This window comes from Pseudoxanthomonas sp. PXM04, assembly GCF_014851695.1.
In the GTDB taxonomy this organism is placed as follows: Bacteria; Pseudomonadota; Gammaproteobacteria; order Xanthomonadales; family Xanthomonadaceae; genus Pseudoxanthomonas_A; species Pseudoxanthomonas_A beigongshangi.
Genome location: NZ_JACVAG010000002.1, coordinates 145,361 through 166,706, shown reverse-complemented (window position 1 = coordinate 166,706; position 21,346 = coordinate 145,361). Strand labels below are relative to the sequence as shown.

Here is a 21,346-nt window from a genome sequence, read left to right as displayed (position 1 = left end):
GGGCCCGATTGCGTTCCGGAGGTAGTGGACGTGCCCGATGCGCGTCCCTCGACCAGGGAAGCAAGTGAGCCCACAGCCAACGACAGGATGGTGGCGAAGCCGGACCGGCAAGATCCTCCTGTGGTGCCTGCTGTGCGTGCTCGCTCAGCAGATCGCCATCGGTTACCGGATCGACTTCTTCGGCCAGACCGCCGACGCCTCCCTGATCCACCTGCACTTCGGCCTGCTGCTGGCGCTGGCGCTGCTGGAACCCGACCGTCGGGTGGTGATCGCGACCCTCGCCATCACCGCCGCGGGCTGGGCGGCCCGGCAATGGTCGATGGAACCGGGGCAGATCGCGCCGCTGGCGTGGGGCGCGTCGATGTGGGTGCTGGTGGGCGTGTGGACCCTGGCCTGCGCGCGCTGGGCGGGCGCACAGGGGCGGCTGGACCGGCATGGCCTGGGCCGGCTGGCCTTGTACGGCCTGCTCGTCTATCCCGCCGGTTGCGCCTTGCTGGGCGGCACCATGGCGGTGATCGCGCCGCCGACCGAAGCGCTCAGCGCGGCATTCCAGATGTTCTTCGCCAAGCAGTTCGGGGTGGCCGTGATCACCCTGCCGCTGGTGGTGGCGTGGCGCGAGGGCAGGCAGTCCCCGCGTCGTTCCGGAACCGCCGGATGGACCTGGCCGCTGCTGCTGATTGCCGGCCTGGGCCTGAGCCTGTGGGCTTCGCGAATGGTCCATGGCGGCCTGGCCGATCGCACCGCGGTGGTGTTGATGGACTACCGCTTCGCCCTGTTCGTGGTGCTGGCCTGGTTCGTGCTGTGGTTGCCGCCGCGCCGTTCCATGCTGGCGCTGTCGGCGGCGCTGTTCTGCCTGGTGGTGGCGATGTCCGCGAGCGCCGAATACGGCAGCACGGTGCTGGGCCTGTTCAATCTGCTGCACCTGGCGGCCGAAGTGAACATCCTGCTGCTGGCGATGCTTTATCTGTGGGTGATCAGCCGGGATCGCCGCGAACTGTCGCGTCGGTTGGCCGAGGAGATCCAGCGCGATACCCTGACCGGGCTGCCCAACCTGCGGGCGCTGCGCCGGCGCATGGCGGTGGCTCCGCCACGGCGGCGCGAACTGGGTTTCCTGCTGCTGGACAAGACCGACTCGCTGGTGACCGGCTACGGCCTGGACATGCAGGCGGCGGTGGTCAGTGGCATGGCCGCGCGGCTCTCGGACCTGGCCGAGGTGTACGTGCTTGGCACCGGCCAGTTCGCGCTGGTGCCGGTGGCCGACGCCGACGACGATATCTGGGAACGGCTGGTCGCGCGGGTCGAACATGCGGAGTTCGTCGCCGATGGCCAGCCGGTACGGTTGCTGCCGTACCTGGGTGTGGCCTCGCTGCCGGCGGCGGGGACGGATCCGGTGGCCGATGTCGTGGATACCGCGCTGCTCAACGCTTCGCACCTGGCCTTCGACGCGCGCCAGCATGGCGAGCTGCGGCCGCGCTACAGCGATTTCGATGATGGACGCCTGCGCCGCGCCCACCGGCAGCAACTGCAGGATGCCGCGATTGCGCTGGCCTGCCTGCGCAACGAACGGCTGGTGCTGCACTTCCAGCCGATACGCAGGCTCGAACTGGCGGCGGAGCCGGGACCCACCATCTCCGGCGAGGTGCTGTGTCGCCTGCGCGACGATGATGGCAGGCTGATACCGCCATCGCGCTTCATGCGCCCGATCGAGGCGGCGGGGCGAGGCGCGGAACTGGATCTGGCGGTCATCAAGTCGCTGTTCCGGCTGCTGCGGAAATACCCGGAATCCCTGCCGTATTGCGAACGCATCGCGATCAACCTGACCGGGCAGAGCCTGGCATCGATGAGTTTCCAGGTGGAACTGCGGACCCTGCTGGCCGACTCGCCGCTGCCGCTGACGGCGCTGTGCTTCGAGGTCACCGAATCCGCCGCCATTTCGAGTACCCCGGTGGCGGCGCGGCTGCTGCGGGATCTGCGCGCGCATGGCTGCCAGATCGCCATCGACGATTTCGGCACCGGCATGCAGAGCTTCGCGCGGTTGAAGGAGCTGCCCGCCGACGTCATCAAGATCGACGGTTCCTTCATCCGCAACGTCGCCCAGCGCGGCAGCGATCACGCGATGGTCAAGGCCACCGTCGCGGTGGCGGGCGTGTTCGGCGCGGAAACCGTGGCCGAGTTCGTCGAGGACCTCGACACCGCCGACTGCCTGCGGGAGCTGCGCGTGGACTGGGTGCAGGGCGATCTGTACGCGCCCCCGCGGCCGCTGTCGGAAATCCTCTCCGAGGCGCTGCCGCGCGAGTTGCAGTACGCGCCCTGAGCCGGCTCAGCCGCCCGTGCGCAGCGCGCGGTAGGGCGGCGTCGCCATCACCATTTCCGCCAGCGAGAACGCCAGTTCGCGTTCGGCCAGCACGGCACCGTCGGCGCCGTGCTCCAGCAGGTGGCGCACCTCGGCGTCGCTGTGCGCGCGCGCCAGCAGGGTCAGGCCCGGATTGATCGCGCGCAGCTTGGCGATGGCCTCGCCGGCCTCCAGCGGCTGCGGGATCGCGAGCACCGCGATCTTGGCCTTTTCCGGATGGGCTTCGGCCAGCACTTTGTCGGCGGCCGCGCTGCCGCGGATGGCGGGAATGCCCGCGGCGTGCGCACGCTCGACGTGCTCGCCGTTGTCGTCGATGACGATCAACGGCACGCCACGCTCGTGCAGCACGTGCGCCAGCGAACTGCCTACCCGGCCATAGCCGATGATGATGGCGTGATCCTGCACGTCCAGCGAGGGGCCGGGCGGCGGTTCGGGTTCGACTTCTTTCGGTGCGGCCGCCTCCTGGCGCGCCTGCCAGCGATCCAGCAGACCGAAGATCAGCGGATTGAGCATGATCGAGATCAGCGCGCCGGCCAGCACCAGGTCATGGCCTTCCTTGGGCAGGATTTTCAGGTCCATGCCCAGGCCGGCGATGATGAAGGCGAATTCGCCGATCTGCGCCAGACTGGCGGAAATGGTCAGCGCGGTCGAATTGGGGTGGCCGAAGGCACGCACGATCAGGTAGGCGGCGGCCGACTTGCCGAACAGGATGATGAAGGCCGTACCCAGCACTTCGAACGGATGCTCGACCAGGATGTTCGGATCGAACAGCATGCCGACCGAGACGAAGAACAGCACCGCGAAGGCATCGCGCAGCGGCAGCGAGTCGTTGGCGGCCTTGTGGCTGAGTTCGGACTCGTTGAGCAGCATGCCGGCGAAGAACGCGCCCAGCGCGTAGGACACGCCGAACAGGGTCGCCGAGCCGAACGCCACGCCCAGCGCGATGGCCAGCACCGACAGGGTGAACAGTTCGCGCGAGCCGGTGCTGGCGGTGCGTTCGAGGATCCAGGGAATCACCCGCCGTCCGACCACCAGCATCACGGTGACGAACAGCGCGAGCTTGAGCAGGGTCCAGCCCAGGCTGGCGATGATGGCGCCGGCGCTGAGTCCGCCGGTCTCGCCCTGCTGGCCGGCCAGTCCGCCGATCACCGGCATCATCACCAGCGCCAGCACGCAGGCCAGGTCCTCCACGATCAGCCAGCCCACCGCGATGCGTCCGCGCGAGGTGTCCAGCAGGCGGCGTTCCTCCATCGCCCGCAGCAGCACCACGGTACTGGCGGTGGACAGCGAGAAGCCGAAGATGATCCCGTACAGCGTGGGCCAGCCCATCAGCGCCGCCAGGCCCCAGCCGAGCAGCGTGGCCGCGCTGATCTGCACCAGCGCGCCGGGGATGGCGATCCACTTGACCTCCATGAGGTCCTTGAGCGAGAAGTGCAGGCCGACGCCGAACATCAGCAGCATCACGCCGATCTCGGCGAGCTGCTTGGCCAGCTCCTGATCGCCAACGAAGCCGGGGCTGAAGGGCCCCACGCAGATGCCCGCCACCAGATACCCGACCAACGGAGACAGCCGCAAGCGATTGGCCACCGCGCCCAGGACGAAGGCGAGGGCAAGACCAATGGCGACGATGTTGATCAGGTCGGTGTCATGGTGCATCGAGGCTCGCGTTTTCCAGGGGAAAGGAGGTCGAGTTTCGCCGATGCGGCGCCGCTGCGGCAAACGGAAAACTGAGCGGCGTGTTCATCCTACACCGTGCGTGGACCGGGCGAGCCGGCGCCGACGGACGGCGGCGGAAGGCAAATCCCCCGTCGCCTCCGGCGCCCGCCCTTTTCCGCTTTCAACAGCCACATGGCTGGTCAAGGGGGCTATCGAGGTACTCCGACGCTCGCAAACCCGCTTTGCCTCCCCTTTTTAAAAGGGGGACCGAGGGGGATTTGCTTTTCAGCAGCAAGAGCAAATCCCCCGTCGCCTCCGGCGCCCGCCCCCTTTTTCGCTTTCAACAGCCGCATGGCTGGTCAAGGGGGCTAGGAGAGAGTCCGTTGCCGCGCACTCACCACTTGTAGCCGATGCGTCCATACACGTAGGCGCCGTTGAAGCCGGCCGGCGACTGGCTGCTGTAGGGGAACTGGCCGCTGTTGGAGTTCGGGAAGATCGTGCGATCCGGATACTCGTCCAGCAGGTTGTCCGCGCCCAGGGTGAAGGTCCAGCCGTCGAGCCGGTAGCTGGCCGAGGCGTCGACGGTCCAGATGGCGCCGTATTTCTGATCGTTGGCCGGATTGCCGGTTTCGCTGACCCGGGTGGTGAACTCGCCGTAGCGGGTGGTGCCCAGGGCGAAGTCCCATCCCGCCAGGTTCCAGACCGCGTTGAGGCTGAACTTGTCGCGTGGATAGCCTTCCTCGATGCGACCCTGTTCGTCGCGGCCCACGCGCCAGAGATTGGCGCCCAGCGCGGTCAGTTCCGGCGGGTTCGGCGCGATGCGGGTGATCTCGGTCTTGTTGCGGTTGTAGCCGGCGGTGAGGTTCAGCGTGCTGGCGGCCAGCGGGATCGAATAGGTGCCGACCACGTCTACACCGCGGGTGCGGGTGTCGATGGCGTTGTTGAAGTAGCGCGCGCTGGTCACCCCGTTGATGCCCAGGCTGGCGAGCAGCGCCTGCGCGGCGGCGTTGTTGGCCAGCAGCAGGTTGGACGAGAGCACGATGCGATCGTCGATGTCGATCTGGTAGGCGTCGATGGTGATGTACAGGCGATCCACCGGCTGCAGCACCAGACCCAGGCTGTAGGACAGCGAGGTCTCCGCCTTCAGCGCCTCCGCGCCCAGCGCCTGCGCGACCGCGCTGGTGGCCGGGAACGTGCCGGATTCGAAGAAGCGATCCACGCTCGCGTTGTACTGCGAGGTCACCACCTGGTAGTACTGCTGGGCCAGCGCCGGCGCGCGGAAGCCGCTGGCGACGGTGGCGCGCAACGCGACCTTGTCGGTGAACGCGTAGCGGGCCGACAGCTTGCCGGACGTCTCGCTGCCGAAGTCCGAATAGTCCTCGTAGCGCGCGGCGATACCGGCGGAGAACTTGTCGGTGAAATCCGCTTCCAGGCCGACGTAGGCGGCATAGCTGTGGCGGTCCTCGTGCACCGCGTTGGCGGGCGTGAAGCCGCCGAAGCCCTGCGCGCCGCCGCCGGTGTAGGAATTTGGGTTGCCGGGCGACTGGTTCCACTTCTCGCGGCGATACTCGGCGCCGAAGGACAGCGTGGCCGGATAGGCCAGGCCCCAGTCCAGGGTCTTGGTGAAGTCGGCGTTGAACAGGTTCTGGGTGTACTCCAGCGCGCCGTCGTAGAAACGGCGCGGGCTGTTCGCGCCCAGGCTGTAGTTGATGCTGTTCCGGGTGTAGAAGAACAGCTTGTTGTAGCCGTAGTTGTAGCTGACGTCCCAGGTCCAGCCGCTGTCGGTGCCGCCCTTGAGGCCGGCGACCAGCGAGCGATCCTTGGACACCTGGTTGATCTCGGGCACGTAGCCGTTCGGATAGACCTGTGGCACCAGCGGGTTGTGGCCGGGTGAGCGATAGAACGCGAACGAGGTGATGTCGCGATTGCTCAGGATGGTCGTCGCGTAGGCGCTGAGGTTGTCGCTGAACTGGAAGCCGGCATTGGCCGATACCGCTTCGGCTTCGACTTCCGGATCACCGTAGACGTAGGCGACCTCGCCGATGTCGGGATTGTTGCCGGTGTTGGGCGAGGTGCCACCGTAGGGGCCCGCGCGATCGGTCTCGTCCTGGCGGGTCACCTGGCCGGCCACGTGCACGAAGCCGCGTCCGTCGCCGAAACCGACGCCGGCATCGCCGGCCAACTGGTACTGGCGGCCGTCGCCGGCCGAGTACTGGCCGGCGTCAAGCACCAGGCTGCCGCCTTTCTCCGCGCCCTTGAGCACGATGTTGACCACGCCGGCGATGGCGTCGGAACCGTACTGCGCCGAGGCGCCGTCGCGCAGCACTTCGACGCGGGCGATCGAGGACACCGGGATGGCGTTGAGATCCACCGCCGAGGAACCGCGGCCGATGGTGCCGTTGACGTTGACCAGCGCGGACAGGTGGCGGCGCTTGCCGTTGACCAGGATCAGCACCTGGTCCGGCGACAGGCCGCGCAGCTGCGCCGGGCGCACGCCGCTGGTGCCGTCGGTGATGGCCGGGCGCGGGAAGTTCAGCGAGGGCAGGGCGCGCGCCAGCGCGGTCGCCAGCTCGGTGGTGCCGGTGGCCTGCAGCGCTTCCGGGGTGAGGATGTCGATCGGCGACTGCGATTCGGCCGCGGTGCGGTCGGCGACCCGGGTACCTGTGACAATGAGGGTGTCCAGGGTCTGCGGTTTCTGTTCGTCCTGGGCGAAGACGTGGGGGGAGGCGAGGGCCAGGACGATGGCGGCGGACAGCGGAGAAAGCGTGCGGATCATGGGTACTCCAATGCTCGGAACGGGATGCGACGGCCGCGATGCGGCGGTCGTTGGCGTGGCAGAGGCGGCATTCCCGGAGGTATGCTGCACCACAACATAACGTCAATTATTCGTTAACGAGTAGAATCGCGTCGCAGAACTTCTGCTTATGTGCTTATGCCGGTTGGTGCGATTCGTAGGTCGTGATAGCCGCCGGCGCACGTGCATGTCAACGATTTATTAACAAATGTGAGGCCGGCGTGGCGTCGTGCGGATGCCGGAGCCGGTTTCCAGGAACGGACTTTTCATCGTGATTTCCCTGCGTAATTTCGCTCTCCGGCGCGGCGAGCGCCTGCTCCTGTCCAATGTCGATCTGGCCCTGCACGCGGGTTACCGGGTGGGCGTGGTCGGCCGCAACGGCACCGGCAAATCCAGCCTGTTCGCCGCCATCCGCGGCGAACTGGAAGCGGACAAGGGCGATGTCGACCTGCCGGGCAAGGTGCGCATCGCCAGCGTCGCCCAGGAAACCCCGTCGCTGCCGGATCCGGCCATCGACTTCGTGCTGGGCGGCGACACCGAGGTGGCGGCGGCGCTGAAGGCCGAGGCCGACGCGCTGGCCGCCGAAGACTGGGAAGCGGTCGCCGCCGCGCACATCCGGCTGGAGGAAGTCGGCGGCTACGACGCCACCGCCCGCGCCGGCAAGCTGCTGCACGGCCTCGGCTTCCCGGCCGAGACCCACCAGCGCGCGGTGTCCGCGTTTTCCGGCGGCTGGCGGGTGCGCCTGAACCTGGCGCGCGCGCTGATGATGCCCAGCGACCTGCTGCTGCTCGACGAACCGACCAACCACCTGGATCTGGACGCGGTGCTGTGGCTGGAGCAGTGGCTGCTCAAATACCCCGGCACGCTGCTGCTGATCTCGCACGACCGCGAATTCCTCGACAACGTCGCCACCCACACCCTGCATCTGCACGGCGGCGGGGCGAAGCTGTACACCGGCGGCTACACCGACTTCGAGCGCCAGCGCGCCGAGCAATTGCGCCAGCAGCAGATCGCGTTCGAGAAGGAACAGGCCGAACGCGCGCATCTGCAATCCTTCATCGATCGCTTCAAGGCCAAGGCGAGCAAGGCGCGCCAGGCGCAGAGCCGGATGAAGCGGCTGGCCAAGCTGGCCGGCACCGAGGCGGTGCGGATGGAGCGCGAGTTCCGCATCGAGTTCGCCCAGCCCAACCGCCTGCCGCACTCGCTGATCCGCATCAACCACGGCGAAGCCGGCTATGCCCTTTCCCCGCAAGCGGGGGAAGGTGCCCGAAGGGCGGATGGGGGCAAGGCTCCGGAGAGCGGCCCCCACCCCAACCCTCCCCCGCGGGCGGGGGAGGGAGCGACGATCATCCTGCACGAGGTCGGCTTCGGCCTGGAGGCCGGCGATCGCATCGGCCTGCTGGGTCCCAACGGCGCCGGCAAATCGACCCTGGTCAAGACGCTGGTCGGCGAACTGCCGCTGCTCGACGGCGAGCGCAGCGCGCATCCGGATCTGCGCATCGGCTACTTCGCCCAGCACACGGTGGAATCGCTGCATGAGGGCCAGTCGCCGATCGATCATTTCCGCGAACTTTCGCCGGATGCCTCGACCCAGTCGTTCCGCGACTTCCTCGGCAAGTGGAATTTTCCCGGCGATCGCGCGTTCGAATCGGTGGACGGTTTCTCCGGCGGCGAGCGCGCGCGCCTGGCGCTGGCGCTGATCGCCTGGCAGCAGCCGAACGTGCTGCTGCTCGACGAACCGACCAACCACCTGGACCTGGAAATGCGCGAGGCGCTGGCCGAGGCGCTCAGCGACTTCGACGGCGCCATCGTCATGGTCTCGCACGATCGCCATCTGATTGGCCTGGTCTGCGACACCTTCTGGCGGGTGGCCGACGGCAAGGTGGAACCGTTCGCCGGCGACCTGGACGAATACGCCGCCTGGCTGCGCACGCGTCCGGCCGCGCAGGGCACCAAGATCCGCATGGCGGAAGCCGCGCCCACGCCGCCACCCAAGCCGGCACCGGCGCGCAAGCCGCCCAATCCGCACAAGCTGGCGCAGGCCGAGGCGCGGATGACCGAGCTCGAGGAACAACTTGCGGCGGTCGACGCGGAACTGGCCGACCCTCGCAGTTATGCTGACGCCGCGCGCGCGGCGGATCTGGGGCAGCAGCGGACCCGCCTGCAGCAGGAACTGGAACAGGCCGAGCAGGCCTGGTCCGCACTGTACGAGGCAGGTTGACCGCGACGGGCGGGATCCCGGAGGGCGAATGAACCAGGAACTGATCTATCTGGCCTTGATCTTCGGCCTGCTGGTGGTGCCGCGCGCATTGCAGCGCTTCAAGCTGCCGGCGCCGCTGACCTGCCTGGTGCTGGGCATCGCGGCGATGCTGTGGCTGGGCGAGCGCTCGCATGACGGGGTGATCGCGCTGCTGGCGACGCTGGGCATTTCCTCGCTGTTCCTGTTCGCCGGCCTGGAAGTCGAACTGCAGGCGCTGCGCCGCGGTTTCTGGCCATTGCTCACGCACCTGCTGATCCGCAGCGCGACCCTGTGCGGCGTCGGTTGGCTGGCGTGGCGCTACGCCGGCCTGTCATGGCAGGCGGCGGGCCTGCTGGCGCTGGCGCTGTTGACCCCTTCCACCGGTTTCATCATCGACACCCTGGGACGGCTGGGGCTGGACGAGCAGGAGCGCTTCTGGGTCACCAACAAGGCCATCGCCGGCGAACTGCTGGCGCTGGCGGCGCTGTTCCTGGTGCTGCAGGCGGATCAGCCGATGAAGATGGCGATCTCCTCTGGCATCCTGATCGCGCTGCTGGTCGGACTGCCGCTGCTGTTCATCGCGCTGGGGCGCTGGGTGGCGCCGCATGCGCCGGGCTCGGAATTCTCGTTGCTGGTGATGGTGGGACTGATCGCCGCCTTCACCACCTACAAGCTGGGCGTGTACTACCTGGTCGGGGCGTTCGTCGCCGGCCTGATCGCGCGCCTGCTGCGGCAGAAGATGCCGCGCCTGGCTTCCGACGAGAACCTGCACGCGGTGCGCCTGTTCGCGACGTTCTTCGTGCCGTTCTACTTTTTCAACGCCGGCACCAAGGTGCCGGCGGGTGCGCTTAGCTGGGAAGCGCTGGGCCTGGGCCTGCTGCTCACCCTGGCGGTGCTGCCGCTGCGCATCGGCGTGATCTGGGTGCAGCGCCGGCTGATGTTCGGCGAGGACATGCGCAGCAGCCTGCGGGTGTCGCTGGCGCTGGCGCCGACGCTGATCTTCACCCTGGTGCTGGCGGGCATCCTGCGCGAGCGTTTCCACATTCCCGATGCGTTGTTCGGCGCACTGCTGCTGTACGCGGCGCTGACCACGCTGCTGCCGTCGCTGGTGTTCCGCACGCCGTTCGACGTGGATCCGATGGCCGCGCCCGAAGCGGACGCGGCAAGCATGGCGGGCGACGCCCCCGCGTCGTCGCCGGAGCAGCCGGCGGGTGCCGTGGCCGCCGCGGCGGACACCGTGCCGGCGCCGGATTCCGGAACGCGTCCGGCCTAGCGTTCGCCGCCCTCGTCTTCCAGCCATTGGCGCAACCGCGCGGCGGCGACGGATTCCGGGCGCGAGCGCAGGCGAGTGAGCCAGTAGCGCCCGAGTTCCAGCGTCTGCGCGAACGGTTGCAGCAGACGCCCGGAGGCGAGCTCCTGTTCGAACATCGCCAGCGGCAGCAGCGCCACCCCGGCGCCGCGCGTCGCCGCGCTGGCCAGGGTCAGCGAGGAATCGAACTGCGGTCCACGCGCCTGCAGGCCGGAGAGGCCGGCGGCGGCGAGCCAGCGTGGCCATTCGTCGGCGCGGAACGAGCGCAGCAGCGTCACATGGGCGAGATCGCGCGGCTGCCGCAGCGCCTGCGCCAGCACGGGCGCGCAGACCGGCGCGAAGGGCGTGGACCACAGCGGCGTGCAGACCTCGCCGGGCCAGTCGCCGTCGCCGAAACGGATCGCCGCGTCCAGGCCCTCGCCGGGCAGATCGACGCGATTGTTGTGGGTGGAGATGCGCAGCTCGATGTCCGGATGCGCGGCGGCGAACGCGGGCAGGCGCGGCAGCAGCCAGCCGGTGGCGAAGGTGCCGACCACGCTCAGGTTCAGCACTTCGCGCGCTTCGCCGCCGGCCAGCCGATCCAGGCTCAGGCCGATGCGATCGAAGGCCTCGCTGAGCACCGGCAGCAAGGCCGCGCCTTCGTCGGTGAGCGCCACGCCACGCGGCAGGCGCTGGAACAGCACGGTCCCCAGACGTTCCTCCAGCGCCTTGATCTGGTGGCTCAGCGCGGCCTGGCTGACGCACAGTTCGTCGGCGGCGCGGGTCAGGTTCTGGTGGCGCGCGGCGGCCTCGAAGGCGCGCAGGGCGTTGAGCGGCAGTTGGGGCCTGAGCATGACCTGTCATGAGCCTGGCTAATGGATGGCATTGAATAACCTCGCTGGTGGCGTCCGGTCAACGCGGGAACAATCAGCTTTCCTCACATGGAGCCCCCCGCATGTTCGCCCGTCGCCAGTTTTTGCAGATGTCCGCCGCCGCGCTGGTTTCGCTGCCCGTCGTTCGCGTGCTGGCCGGGGAGGACACCACCGGTTCACCGGAGGCCGGCTTCGAGGACGCGCTGGACGGACTGGAGCGCGGCAGTGGCGGACGGCTCGGGGTCTGCCTGTTCGATACCGCCAGCGGGCGGCAGTGGGGACGGCGCGTGGATGAGCGCTTCCCGATGTGCAGCACCTTCAAGTTCCCGTTGGCCGCGGCGGTGCTGCGGCGGGTCGAGCGCGGCGAACTGGCGCTCGACCGGCGCGTGTCGATCCGCCGCGAGGACATGATCCCGCATGCGCCGGTGACGGAAAAACACGTGGGCGGCCAGCTCAGCGTGGGCGAACTCTGCCAGGCCACGATGATCTGGAGCGACAACCCGGCGGCCAACCTGCTGTTGCCGCTGGTGGGAGGTCCCGCCGGGGTGACCGCGTTCCTGCGCGCCAGCGGCGATGCCGTCACCCGCAACGACCGCGACGAGCCGGAGGTCAACCGGTTCAGCCCGGACGACCCGCGCGACACGACCTCGCCGGCGGCGATGACCGGCAGCCTGCGCCGGCTGGTGCTGGGCGAGGGGCTCGGGGCGGAATCCCGCCGCCGGCTGGCGGACTGGCTGATCGACAACCGTACCGGCGACCGCCGCCTGCGCGCCGGCCTGCCGGCCGGCTGGAAGGTCGGTGACAAGACCGGCAGCAACGGCGAGGACACCACCAACGACATCGCCATCGTGTGGCCGGACCGGGGCCGCGCGCCGTGGCTGCTGACCGCCTATCTGCAGGGGGCGAAGGTCGATGCGGACGCGCGTGATGGCGTGCTGCGGCAGGTCGGGGTGGCCGCGGCGCGGTTCATCGGATGAGGCCGCGGCGGGCAGGCCACCGTTGAATCCGGGCCGCCAGGCCCCAGAATAGGGGCCTGCGTTTCCTCATCAATGCGTTTCCGCCATGCCGATTTATGCCTTCGAGTGCGCCGAATGCGGCCACGCCTTCGACCGACTGCAGAAACTGTCCGACCCGGATCCCGATGCCTGCCCGTCCTGTGGCCGGCCGGCGGTCAAGCGCCAGCTGACCGCGCCCGCCTTCCGCCTGGCCGGCGGCGGCTGGTACGAGACCGATTTCAAGAAGGATGGCGACAAGAAGCGCAATCTGGCCGAAGGCGGCAGCACCTCCGCCGCTTCGTCCTCCGGCGACACGGCGGCCCCGGCCAAGACCGAATCCAAGCCGGCCTCGACGCCGTCCGCGGGTTGAGCCTGCGCGGGGACGGCCCGTGCGGCCCGTCCCCGGATCGGACCCGCGGGGCTAGCGCGCGCTGAAGCGCGCGTTGCAGCCGCCGCGGACCCAGATTTCCTGGCGGTTGGCGTCATACCCCCAGCCGCGGGTCTCCACGCAGATGCCCTGCGAGAATTCCTGCTGCACGCGCGGCCGGCCCTGGCGGGCGTCCCAACGGCAGCGGTTGAGCCGCGGATCGCCCGGACGGCTGGCGCACTGGACGCTGTAGCCCGGATTGCCGCCACCCCAGCCGCCACCGGCCACGCCGAAACGGGCGCGGCAGCCGTGGTTGACCCAGATGAGATTGCGCTGGTGGCCCCAGTTGTTCCCTTCCCGGCATTGGGCCTTGGAAAGGTTCTGCACCACCACCGGGCGGCCGCGGCGGTCGTCCCAGGCGCAGGTGCGGTAGCGCGCGTCCTCGCTGGCGCAGGTCACGGTGTAGCCGCTGTTGCCGCCGCCGTTGCCCCACCCCTGCGAGGTTTCCACGAACTCCCCCCGGCAGCCGTTGCGGACCCGGATCACCCCGGGCTGCTGCTGCCAGGACCGGCCCTCGACGCAGGCCCCGCTGGACAGTTGGCGGGACAGCCGGGCGCGGTTGGCGAAGCCGGTCTGGCAACTGCGTTCACGCTGGTCGACGCTTTCGCAGCGGACGGTGCGGCCGGGCGCCGGGCCGGGATTCCAGCCGCCGTTTCCGCCCCCCAGCGAGGTGGCGATGTCCTGCTTGATCCGGCTGAAAGGCCAACCGGACAGGCGCACCTGGTCGAGGTAGAAGCGCAACTGGTCGTCGGGAATGCGGCGCCCGCGCGACTGTTCGCTGTACTCCAGGCTGATCACCCGGGTCTGCTCCGCCACGGTCAGGGTCCGCAGGTTTTCCGGCGCGTAGGCCCGGGTCTGGACCTGGGCCGGGGCATGGCTGGCCAGCAAGGCCAGGAAGAGTGCGCACAGCGACTTCATCACAGCCTTGTTCATGGTGGTCTCCCGTCGGGAGCGGCAAGCTTAATCCCGTTGCGGGCCGGGTAGGCTAGGCCCGCGCGGCGGGGGGCGGGCGACCCGGGCCGGGTTAGACTATGCGGCTTTCCGGCCCTCGCCGGATGCAACTCGCGGAGCCCCCATGCGTACCCATTACTGCGGCCTCATCAACGAGGCCATGATCGGCCAGACCGTCACCCTGTGCGGCTGGACCGACGTTGCCCGCAACCTCGGCGGCGTGTGCTTCATCGACCTGCGCGACCACGAAGGCATCGTGCAGGTGACGGTGGAGCCGGCGGCTGGCGATCGGAATGCCGCGGACGTGTTCGCGGTGGCCGCGGACCTGGGCTATGAGGACGTGTTGCAGGTCGAAGGCGTGGTGCGCGCGCGCCACAGCGTCAACGAGAAGATTCCCACCGGCAAGGTGGAAATCGTCGCCACCCGCATCAGCGTGCTCAACAAGGCGCAGCCGCTGCCGTTCCACGCGCACGAGAACGCCGGCGAGGACATCCGCCTGAAGTATCGCTACCTGGACCTGCGCCGTCCGGAGATGCAGCGCATGCAGCGCACCCGCATCCGCCTGGTGCAGGCGCTGCGCCGCTGGCTGGACGCCCGTGGCTTCCAGGACATCGAGACGCCGATCCTGACCAAGGCCACGCCGGAAGGCGCGCGCGACTTCCTGGTGCCGGCGCGCCTGCATCCGGGCGAGTTCTACGCGCTGCCGCAGTCGCCGCAGCTGTTCAAGCAGATCCTGATGGTCGCCGGCTTCGATCGCTATTACCAGATCGCGCGCTGTTTCCGCGACGAGGCGCTGCGCGCCGATCGCCAGCTGGAATTCACCCAGCTGGACATGGAGTTCGCCTTCGTGCGCGAGCGCGACGTGCAGGACACCGTGGAAGGCATGATCCGCGACATCTTCAAGGAGGTGATGTCCGTCGATCTGGCCGAGCCCTTCCCGCGCATGACCTGGGCCGAGGCGATGCGCCGCTACGGTTCGGACAAGCCCGACCTGCGCATCGACCTGGAACTGGTCGATGTCGCCGAACTGGTCAAGGACAGCGAATTCGCCGTGTTCTCGGCCGCCGCCGCGGATCCGGACGGCCGCGTCGCCGCGCTGCGCGTCCCGGGCGGCGCCAGCCTGTCGCGCAAGCAGATCGACGAGTATGCCGCGCATGCCGCCAAATACGGCGCCAAGGGCCTGGCCTACATCAAGATCGCCGACAACGGCGAAGTCAGCTCGCCGATCCAGAAATTCTTCGGCGAGGAAGCGTTCTCGGCGTTGGTCGCGCACGTGGGCGCCGGCAACGGCGACATCGTGTTCTTCGGCGCGGGCGGCTACAACAAGGTCTCCGACTTCATGGGCGCGCTGCGCCTGAAGGCCGGCAAGGAATTCGGTCGCGTCGCCGAAGGCTGGCGTCCGCTGTGGGTCACCGATTTCCCGATGTTCGAGTGGGATGAGGAAGCGCAACGCTACGTGGCCCTGCATCATCCCTTCACCGCGCCGGCGGTGGACGACATCGCCGACCTGCGCGCCAACGCGAAGACCGCGGTGTCGCGTGGCTACGACATGGTGCTCAACGGCAACGAGATCGGCGGCGGTTCGATCCGTATCCATCGCCCCGACATGCAGAGCGCGGTGTTCGAGCTGCTGGGCATCGGCGCGGAAGAGGCGGAGGCCAAGTTCGGCTTCCTGCTGGACGCGCTGAAATTCGGCGCGCCGCCGCACGGCGGCATCGCCTTCGGCATCGACCGCATCGCCGCGCTGATGGCCGGCACCGAATCGATCCGCGACGTGATTCCGTTCCCCAAGACCACCACCGCGCAGTGCCTGATGACCGGCGCGCCGTCGCCGATTCCCGACGAGCAATTGGCGGAACTGCACATCCAGGTGCGGCCGGTCGCGCCGAAGGCACAGTAATCCGTCGCCTGGCCCCGCATTCGCGGGGCCGGGTTCCGCGAATCGTTCTTCCATTCGTCTGGCGGCAATCGCCGCCTGATTCCCCGCCAGGGGATTTTCTTTCTTCCGGAGTATTGGCATGACCGAGTTTGCATTCGCATTGCAGTGGGAAAAGCTGGGCAACGAGGGCACCGAGCCGGGGCTGGTGACCGAACGCGCCCGCGTGTTCGGCGGCTGGGTGGTGCGCATCGGTACCTCGCCGGCGGCGATGGCGCTGACCTTCGTGCCGGACGGCGAGGGCCGCTGGGATGGCGAGGACTTCGGCGAGGACGACTACGAGTACGAGGACGAGGACGAGGAAGAAGGCGAGGACGACGAGGACGCCGAAGAGGAAGACGAGTCGGACGAGGACGACGAGGAAGAGTGAGCGTGGAGATCCGCCGCGCCACCCCGGATGACGCCGGAACCCTGTCGGCGCTGGCAACACGCACCTTCGTCGAGACCTTTGGCCACCTGTATCCGCCGGAGGACCTGCAGGCGTTCCTCGCGGACGCCTATGCGGTGGACAAGCAGCGGATCATCCTGAGCCACCCCGACTACGCGGTGTGGCTGCTGGAAGCCGACGGCGTGGCGGTCGGCCACGCCGCGGCCGGCCCGTGTGGCCTGCCGCATCCGGACGTCATCGCCGGTGACGGCGAACTCAAGCGCCTGTACGTGCTGAAGACGCACCAGAACGGCGGCTGGGGCGCGCGCCTGTGCGACACCGTGCTGGCGTGGCTGGAACGTGACGGCCCGCGCACGCTGTGGATCGGCGTGTGGTCGCAGAACTTCGGCGCCCAGCGCTTCTATGCCCGCTATGGTTTCGAAAGGGTGGGCGACTACGAGTTTCCGGTCGGCCGCGTGCGCGACCACGAGTTCATCCTGCGACGGACCGCGCGCACGCGGCCCTGATCCGCGCGGCCAGCCTTCCCCGCGAGATCCGGTTGGGGGCTGCGCCTGCGGAGCATCCCTCCACGCGCCCGGTTGGCGGGTGGAGCGGGAATCGGAGAGACTGCGGACATGGTCAAATCCGCGTCCGCTCTCCCCCGCGCCCTCATTCTTCATGGCATCTGGAATGCGCGCTCGTGGGTGGCGCCGCTGGCGTGGCGGCTGCGCGCGGAAGGGTTCGATGCCGAGGTGTTCGGCTATGACAGCGTGTTCGGCGGTCCCGAAGCCGCGATTCCGCGCCTGATCGACCATTTGCGGTCCACTGGCGGCCCCATCGGCCTGGTTGGCCACAGCCTGGGCGGCGTGATCGCCCTGGAAACCCTGCGCCAGGCGCCGGATCTGCCGGTGCCGCGGGTGGTCTGCCTGGGCTCGCCGCTGCGCGGCAGCCTGACCGCGCGGAATCTCGCCAGCCATCCCTGGAGCGTGCATGCGCTCGGCCGCAGTGGACCATTGCTGCTGTCCGGCTGCGCGGCCTGGCAGGGCCCGGCGCAGGTGGGCGTGGTGGCCGGCAACGTCGCGCGTGGTTTCGGCCGCCTGCTGGCCCGGTTCGAAGGGGAATCCGACGGCACCGTGTCGGTGGAGGAAACCCGCCTGGCGGGCCTGGCCGACCACTGCATCGTCGCCGCCAGCCACACCGGCCTGGTGTTCTCCGCCGATGCCGCGCGCCAGGCCGCGAATTTCCTGCGCCACGGACGTTTCGCCCATCCGGAAACGCGTGGAACCGGAGCCGGAACACTGCCCGGAGCGGCGGCCGGAACACGAGCCGATAACGGCCGCGCCGGCGCGATGGAGTAGAATCGCCGCCCCGTCAGCAGCCTTGTTCCGGAAGACCCATGGGTAGAGGACCCTCGATCGAAGCCCGCAAGAATGCCAGCGACGCCAAGCGCGGCAAGATCTTCACCAAGATCATCCGCGAGATCGGCGTGGCCGCGAGGGCGGGCGGGGGCGATCCCAACAACAATCCGCGCCTGCGGGTGGCGGTGGACAAGGGCCTGGTGGCCAACATGTCCAAGGACGTGATCGAGCGCGCCATCAAGAAAGCCACCGGCGAGCTGGAAGGCGTGGTCTACGAGGAAGTGCGCTACGAAGGCTACGCGCCGGGCGGGGTGGCGGTGATCGTCGACTGCCTGACCGACAACCGCGTGCGCACCGTGGCCGACGTCCGCCACGCCTTCAGCAAGTGCGGTGGCAACATGGGCACCGAAGGCTCGGTCGCGTTCATGTTCAAGCGACTGGGTGTTCTGAGCTATGCGCCGGGCGCCGACGAGGAAAAAATCACCGAGGCCGCCATCGAGGCCGGCGCGGACGACGTGGTGGTGTATCCCGACGACGGCTCCATCGACGTCATCACCGCGCCCGACGCCTTCCAGGCCGTGAAGGACGCCATGGACGCCACCGGCCTGTCGGCCGACCAGGCCGAAGTCACCTTCCGCGCCGACAACGACATCGCCGTGCAGGGCGACACCGCCAAGCAGGTGGTGAAGTTGCTGGACATGCTCGAAGACCTGGATGACGTGCAGAACGTCTATTCCAACGCCGAACTCGGCGCGGATGCGTATGCGTAAGGACGGGATTGGGGATTCGGGATTGGGGATGATGACGTCCCCGAAACCGGCCCCGTGCCGTGCGCCATGCATTCCATCCCGAATCCCGAATCTCCAATCCCGGCCCCAATGACCCGCATCCTAGGCATCGATCCGGGTTCGCAGCGCACGGGCGTCGGCATCATCGACGTGGATGGCGCGGGGCGGACGACGCATGTGCACCATGTGCCGCTGGTGTTGCTGGGCGCGGAGGATTTTCCGCAGCGGCTCAAGTGCCTGCTGACCGGGCTGGCCGAGATCATCGAGACCTGGCGGCCGGACGAGGTGGCGATCGAGAAGGTGTTCATGGCGCGCAATCCGGATTCGGCGCTGAAACTGGGCCAGGCGCGCGGCGCGGCGATCTGCGCGGTGGTGCTGCGCGATCTGCCGGTGCACGAATACGCGGCCAAGGAAGTGAAACTGGCCGTGGTCGGCAAGGGCAGCGCCGAGAAGCACCAGATCCAGCACATGGTCGGCATCATGCTGGGCCTGCACGGCAAGCTGCAGGCCGACGCCGCCGACGCACTGGCCGTGGCGATAACTCACGCGCACGTGCGCGCCACCGCCAACCGCCTGGGCGTCAATGCCCGCCAGGCATGGAGCCGCAAGTGATGTCCGGGATTCGGGATTGGGGATTGGGGATTCGCAACGGCGTGGCGCGGCGGAAGGCCGTGCTTCGCCAATCCCCAATCCCGAATCTCCAATCCCGTGCCCGGAGGGCCAAATGATCGGACGACTGCGCGGCATTCTTTCGCACAAGCAGCCCCCGTGGCTGATCATCGACGTGGGCGGGGTGGGGTATGAGCTGGAGGCGCCGATGAGCACCTTCTACGATCTGCCCGACGTCGGCCGCGAGGTCACCCTGTTCACCCACTACGCGCAGAAGGAAGACAGCGTGTCGCTGTACGGCTTCCTGCGCGAGGGCGAGCGGCGCCTGTTCCGCGACGTGCAGAAGGTCAGCGGCATCGGCGCCAAGATCGCGCTGGCGGTGCTGTCCGGCGTCAGCGTCGACGAGTTCGCGCGACTGGTCCAGTCCAGCGACGTGACCGCGCTGACCCGCATCCCCGGCATCGGCAAGAAGACCGCCGAGCGCATGGTGGTGGAACTGCGCGATCGCGCCGCGGATCTGGGCGGCGGCGGTGGCGGGACCAGCGCCAGCCTGCCGGTGGATCCGCAATCCGAAGCCACCATCGCCCTGCAGCAATTGGGCTACAAGCCGGCCGAGGCCGCCCGCATGGCCCGCGATGCCACCGGCAGCGGCGACGATGCGGCGACGATCATCCGCAAGGCCCTGCAGTCGGCCCTGCGCTGAACTGTTTAGAGCCTTTCCTCACTTACCGCGCGCTAGCCTTTACCCCGCCATGTCCGCATCCGCTTCCTCCCATTCGGCCGCTTCGTCCTCCGGCGGCCACGGCCACGGCCATTCGCACGGCACGCCGCAGGGCCTGCCCGGCCTGGTCATCGCCGCGGCCGGCGTGGTGTTCGGCGACATCGGCACCAGCCCGCTGTACACGCTGAAGGAAGCGTTCTCCGAACACTTCCACCTGCAGGCCAACCACGACACGGTGCTGGGCATCCTGTCGCTGGTGTTCTGGGCGATGATGATCGTGGTGACGGTGAAGTACGTCTCCATCATCATGCGCGCCGACAACGAGGGCGAGGGCGGCATCATGGCGCTGATGGCGCTGACCCAGCGCACCCTCAAGAAGGGATCGCGCACCGCCTACGTGGTCGGCATCCTCGGCATCTTCGGCGCCTCGCTGTTCTTCGGCGACGGCGTGATTACCCCCGCCATCTCCGTGCTGGGCGCGGTCGAGGGCCTGGAGGTCGCCGCGCCGGCGCTGGATCGCTTCATCGTGCCGATCACCATCGTGATCCTGCTGGCGGTGTTCCTGGTCCAGCGGTTCGGCACGCAGAAGGTGGGCCGGGTGTTCGGGCCGATCATGGTGATTTGGTTCCTGTCGCTGGCCGCGATCGGCATCGGCAACATCATCGACGCGCCGGAAGTGCTCAAGGCGCTCAACCCGCTGTGGGGTGCCCGTTTCTTCATCGACCACGGCTGGCAATCGGTCCTCATCCTCGGCGTGGTGGTGCTGGCCGTCACCGGCGGCGAGGCACTGTATGCCGACATGGGCCATTTCGGCATCAAGCCGATCCGCTACGCCTGGTACATCCTGGTGCTGCCGTGCCTGTTCCTGAACTATCTGGGGCAGGGCGCGTTCGTGCTGGAGCATCCGGCGGCGGTGGTGAATCCGTTCTATGAAGCGGTGCCGCGCTGGGCGCTGTACCCGATGATCGTGATGGCCACGCTGGCGGCGGTGATCGCCTCGCAGGCGGTCATCACCGGCGCGTTCTCGGTGGCGCGCCAGGCGATGCAGCTGGGCTACATCCCGCGCATGCAGATCAAGCACACCTCGCACGACACCATCGGCCAGATCTACATCCCCGGGATCAACTGGATCCTGATGGTCGCGGTGCTGACCGTGGTGCTGATGTTCCAGGATTCGACCCGCCTGGCCGCGGCCTACGGCATCTCGGTGTCCGCGACCATGCTGATCGACACCCTGCTGCTGGCGCTGGTGGCGCGGGCGCTGTGGCCGAAGGGCAGCGGCGTGGTCATCGCGCTGTGCGTGGTGTTCTTCGTGGTCGACGTCGGCTTCGTGTTCGCCAATGGCGCCAAGTTCTTCCAGGGCGCCTGGTTCCCGGTGGTGCTGGGCATCGTCGTGTTCACCCTGCTGCGCACCTGGCGCCGCGGCCGCGAGCTGCTCAGCGCCGAGATCCGCAAGGAAGGCATCCAGCTGGATACGTTCCTGCCGGGCCTTATGCTGGCGCCGCCGGTGCGGGTGCCGGGCACGGCGGTGTTCCTGACCGCCCAGACCGGCATGGTTCCGCACGCGCTGCTGCACAACCTCAAGCACAACAAGGTGCTGCACGAGCGCAACGTGTTCCTGACCGTGGAAACCCTGCCGGTGCCGTTCGCGCCGATGGAAAAGCGCCTGAAGATCGACTCCATCGGCGACGAGTTCTACCGGGTCATCGTCAAGTTCGGCTTCATGGAGACCCCGGACGTGCCGCAGGCGCTGATGCGTTCCTGCGACCGTGGCGGCATCTACTTCGATCCGATGGAGACGACCTATTTCGCCAGCCGCGAGAGCATCGTCGCCACCGCCCATCGCGGCATGCCGGTCTGGCGCGACAAGCTGTTCGCGGTCATGCACCGCAACGCGGCGCCGGCGACCGGATTCTTCCGTATTCCGGGCAACCGGCTGGTCGAACTGGGCGCGCAGGTCGAGATCTGAGCGCGGCATCGCGGAGCGCATGA

At 68.5% G+C, this 21,346-nt stretch carries 17 protein-coding genes; 13 read left to right on the top strand and 4 right to left on the bottom strand.

What is annotated here, in order from left to right:
- Positions 1–64 precede the first annotated feature (64 nt).
- Entirely contained in the window at positions 65–2,314 is a 2,250-nt protein-coding gene (locus tag IB228_RS20055) for a bifunctional diguanylate cyclase/phosphodiesterase (RefSeq protein ID WP_192197948.1), read from the top strand.
- Positions 2,315–2,320: 6 nt separating this feature from the next.
- Here the strand turns inward: IB228_RS20055 and ybaL are convergent, their stop codons facing one another.
- Positions 2,321–4,009, bottom strand: coding sequence for a YbaL family putative K(+) efflux transporter (gene ybaL, locus IB228_RS06735; protein WP_183638960.1), 1,689 nt, complete (start codon positions 4,007–4,009; stop codon positions 2,321–2,323).
- Positions 4,010–4,403: 394 nt separating this feature from the next.
- Complete coding sequence (locus tag IB228_RS06730; RefSeq protein WP_192197947.1) at positions 4,404–6,785, bottom strand: TonB-dependent receptor; 2,382 nt, start codon at positions 6,783–6,785, stop codon at positions 4,404–4,406.
- Between the two features lie 289 nt (positions 6,786–7,074).
- On the opposite strand from IB228_RS06730, the gene abc-f reads away from it, so the two are divergent.
- On the top strand, positions 7,075–9,024 hold the full coding sequence (gene abc-f, locus IB228_RS06725; protein WP_192197946.1) for a ribosomal protection-like ABC-F family protein: 1,950 nt from the start codon (positions 7,075–7,077) through the stop codon (positions 9,022–9,024).
- Positions 9,025–9,052: 28 nt separating this feature from the next.
- Entirely contained in the window at positions 9,053–10,315 is a 1,263-nt protein-coding gene (locus IB228_RS06720) for a cation:proton antiporter (RefSeq protein WP_183638957.1), read from the top strand.
- On the opposite strand, the gene IB228_RS06715 is transcribed toward IB228_RS06720, so the two are convergent.
- Positions 10,312–11,184: a LysR substrate-binding domain-containing protein gene (locus IB228_RS06715; protein WP_192197945.1), complete on the bottom strand. Its 873-nt coding sequence runs from the start codon at positions 11,182–11,184 to the stop codon at positions 10,312–10,314. The two genes, IB228_RS06720 and IB228_RS06715, sit on opposite strands and share 4 nt — an antisense overlap.
- Positions 11,185–11,285: 101 nt before the next feature.
- Here IB228_RS06715 and bla point away from each other — a divergent pair, with 101 nt between their 5' ends.
- Positions 11,286–12,179 (top strand): class A beta-lactamase, encoded by an 894-nt coding sequence (bla, locus tag IB228_RS06710; RefSeq protein ID WP_183638955.1) that lies wholly within the window; start codon positions 11,286–11,288, stop codon positions 12,177–12,179.
- Between the two features lie 85 nt (positions 12,180–12,264).
- A complete protein-coding gene (locus tag IB228_RS06705) occupies positions 12,265–12,567 on the top strand; it encodes a zinc ribbon domain-containing protein (RefSeq protein ID WP_192197944.1) in 303 nt (100 codons plus the stop codon).
- 51 nt (positions 12,568–12,618) lie between these two features.
- On the opposite strand, the gene IB228_RS06700 is transcribed toward IB228_RS06705, so the two are convergent.
- Positions 12,619–13,557, bottom strand: coding sequence for a DUF3011 domain-containing protein (locus IB228_RS06700; RefSeq protein ID WP_183638951.1), 939 nt, complete (start codon positions 13,555–13,557; stop codon positions 12,619–12,621).
- Between the two features lie 142 nt (positions 13,558–13,699).
- Between IB228_RS06700 and aspS the strand changes: the two genes are divergently transcribed.
- The 8 genes from aspS (at position 13,700) to IB228_RS06660 (ending at position 21,323) form a co-directional block, all read left to right on the top strand.
- Entirely contained in the window at positions 13,700–15,475 is a 1,776-nt protein-coding gene (aspS, locus tag IB228_RS06695; protein WP_183638949.1) for an aspartate--tRNA ligase, read from the top strand.
- A 118-nt stretch (positions 15,476–15,593) separates the two neighbouring features.
- Positions 15,594–15,881, top strand: coding sequence for a DNA primase (locus IB228_RS06690; RefSeq protein WP_183638947.1), 288 nt, complete (start codon positions 15,594–15,596; stop codon positions 15,879–15,881).
- Complete coding sequence (locus IB228_RS06685) at positions 15,878–16,405, top strand: GNAT family N-acetyltransferase (RefSeq protein WP_192197943.1); 528 nt, start codon at positions 15,878–15,880, stop codon at positions 16,403–16,405. The genes IB228_RS06690 and IB228_RS06685 overlap by 4 nt, the downstream gene beginning before the upstream one ends.
- Before the next feature lie 108 nt (positions 16,406–16,513).
- The gene (locus IB228_RS06680; protein WP_225562308.1) at positions 16,514–17,236 is read left to right on the top strand and encodes an alpha/beta hydrolase; all 723 of its coding nucleotides are present in this window, start codon (positions 16,514–16,516) and stop codon (positions 17,234–17,236) included.
- Positions 17,237–17,274: 38 nt separating this feature from the next.
- On the top strand, positions 17,275–18,006 hold the full coding sequence (locus IB228_RS06675) for a YebC/PmpR family DNA-binding transcriptional regulator (protein WP_183638943.1): 732 nt from the start codon (positions 17,275–17,277) through the stop codon (positions 18,004–18,006).
- Positions 18,007–18,114: 108 nt separating this feature from the next.
- Positions 18,115–18,636, top strand: coding sequence for a crossover junction endodeoxyribonuclease RuvC (gene ruvC / locus IB228_RS06670; RefSeq protein ID WP_192197942.1), 522 nt, complete (start codon positions 18,115–18,117; stop codon positions 18,634–18,636).
- Between the two features lie 112 nt (positions 18,637–18,748).
- The gene (gene ruvA, locus IB228_RS06665; RefSeq protein WP_141455743.1) at positions 18,749–19,336 is read left to right on the top strand and encodes a Holliday junction branch migration protein RuvA; all 588 of its coding nucleotides are present in this window, start codon (positions 18,749–18,751) and stop codon (positions 19,334–19,336) included.
- A 49-nt stretch (positions 19,337–19,385) separates the two neighbouring features.
- A complete protein-coding gene (locus tag IB228_RS06660) occupies positions 19,386–21,323 on the top strand; it encodes a potassium transporter Kup (protein WP_192197941.1) in 1,938 nt (645 codons plus the stop codon).
- The last annotated feature ends 23 nt before the right edge of the window (positions 21,324–21,346 follow it).

Bases quoted from the DNA above. Each gene is read 5' to 3' on its own strand.
- ruvA (WP_141455743.1), top strand. From the start codon at position 18,749: ATGATCGGACGACTGCGCGGCATTCTTTCGCACAAGCAGCCCCCGTGG.
- IB228_RS06675 (WP_183638943.1), top strand. From the start codon at position 17,275: ATGGGTAGAGGACCCTCGATCGAAGCCCGCAAGAATGCCAGCGACGCC.
- IB228_RS06660 (WP_192197941.1), top strand. From the start codon at position 19,386: ATGTCCGCATCCGCTTCCTCCCATTCGGCCGCTTCGTCCTCCGGCGGC.
- aspS (WP_183638949.1), top strand. From the start codon at position 13,700: ATGCGTACCCATTACTGCGGCCTCATCAACGAGGCCATGATCGGCCAG.
- IB228_RS06700 (WP_183638951.1), bottom strand. From the start codon at position 13,557: ATGAACAAGGCTGTGATGAAGTCGCTGTGCGCACTCTTCCTGGCCTTG.
- ruvC (WP_192197942.1), top strand. From the start codon at position 18,115: ATGACCCGCATCCTAGGCATCGATCCGGGTTCGCAGCGCACGGGCGTC.
- IB228_RS06720 (WP_183638957.1), top strand. From the start codon at position 9,053: ATGAACCAGGAACTGATCTATCTGGCCTTGATCTTCGGCCTGCTGGTG.
- IB228_RS06715 (WP_192197945.1), bottom strand. From the start codon at position 11,184: ATGCTCAGGCCCCAACTGCCGCTCAACGCCCTGCGCGCCTTCGAGGCC.
- IB228_RS06705 (WP_192197944.1), top strand. From the start codon at position 12,265: ATGCCGATTTATGCCTTCGAGTGCGCCGAATGCGGCCACGCCTTCGAC.
- ybaL (WP_183638960.1), bottom strand. From the start codon at position 4,009: ATGCACCATGACACCGACCTGATCAACATCGTCGCCATTGGTCTTGCC.
- IB228_RS06730 (WP_192197947.1), bottom strand. From the start codon at position 6,785: ATGATCCGCACGCTTTCTCCGCTGTCCGCCGCCATCGTCCTGGCCCTC.
- IB228_RS06680 (WP_225562308.1), top strand. From the start codon at position 16,514: ATGGTCAAATCCGCGTCCGCTCTCCCCCGCGCCCTCATTCTTCATGGC.
- bla (WP_183638955.1), top strand. From the start codon at position 11,286: ATGTTCGCCCGTCGCCAGTTTTTGCAGATGTCCGCCGCCGCGCTGGTT.
- IB228_RS06690 (WP_183638947.1), top strand. From the start codon at position 15,594: ATGACCGAGTTTGCATTCGCATTGCAGTGGGAAAAGCTGGGCAACGAG.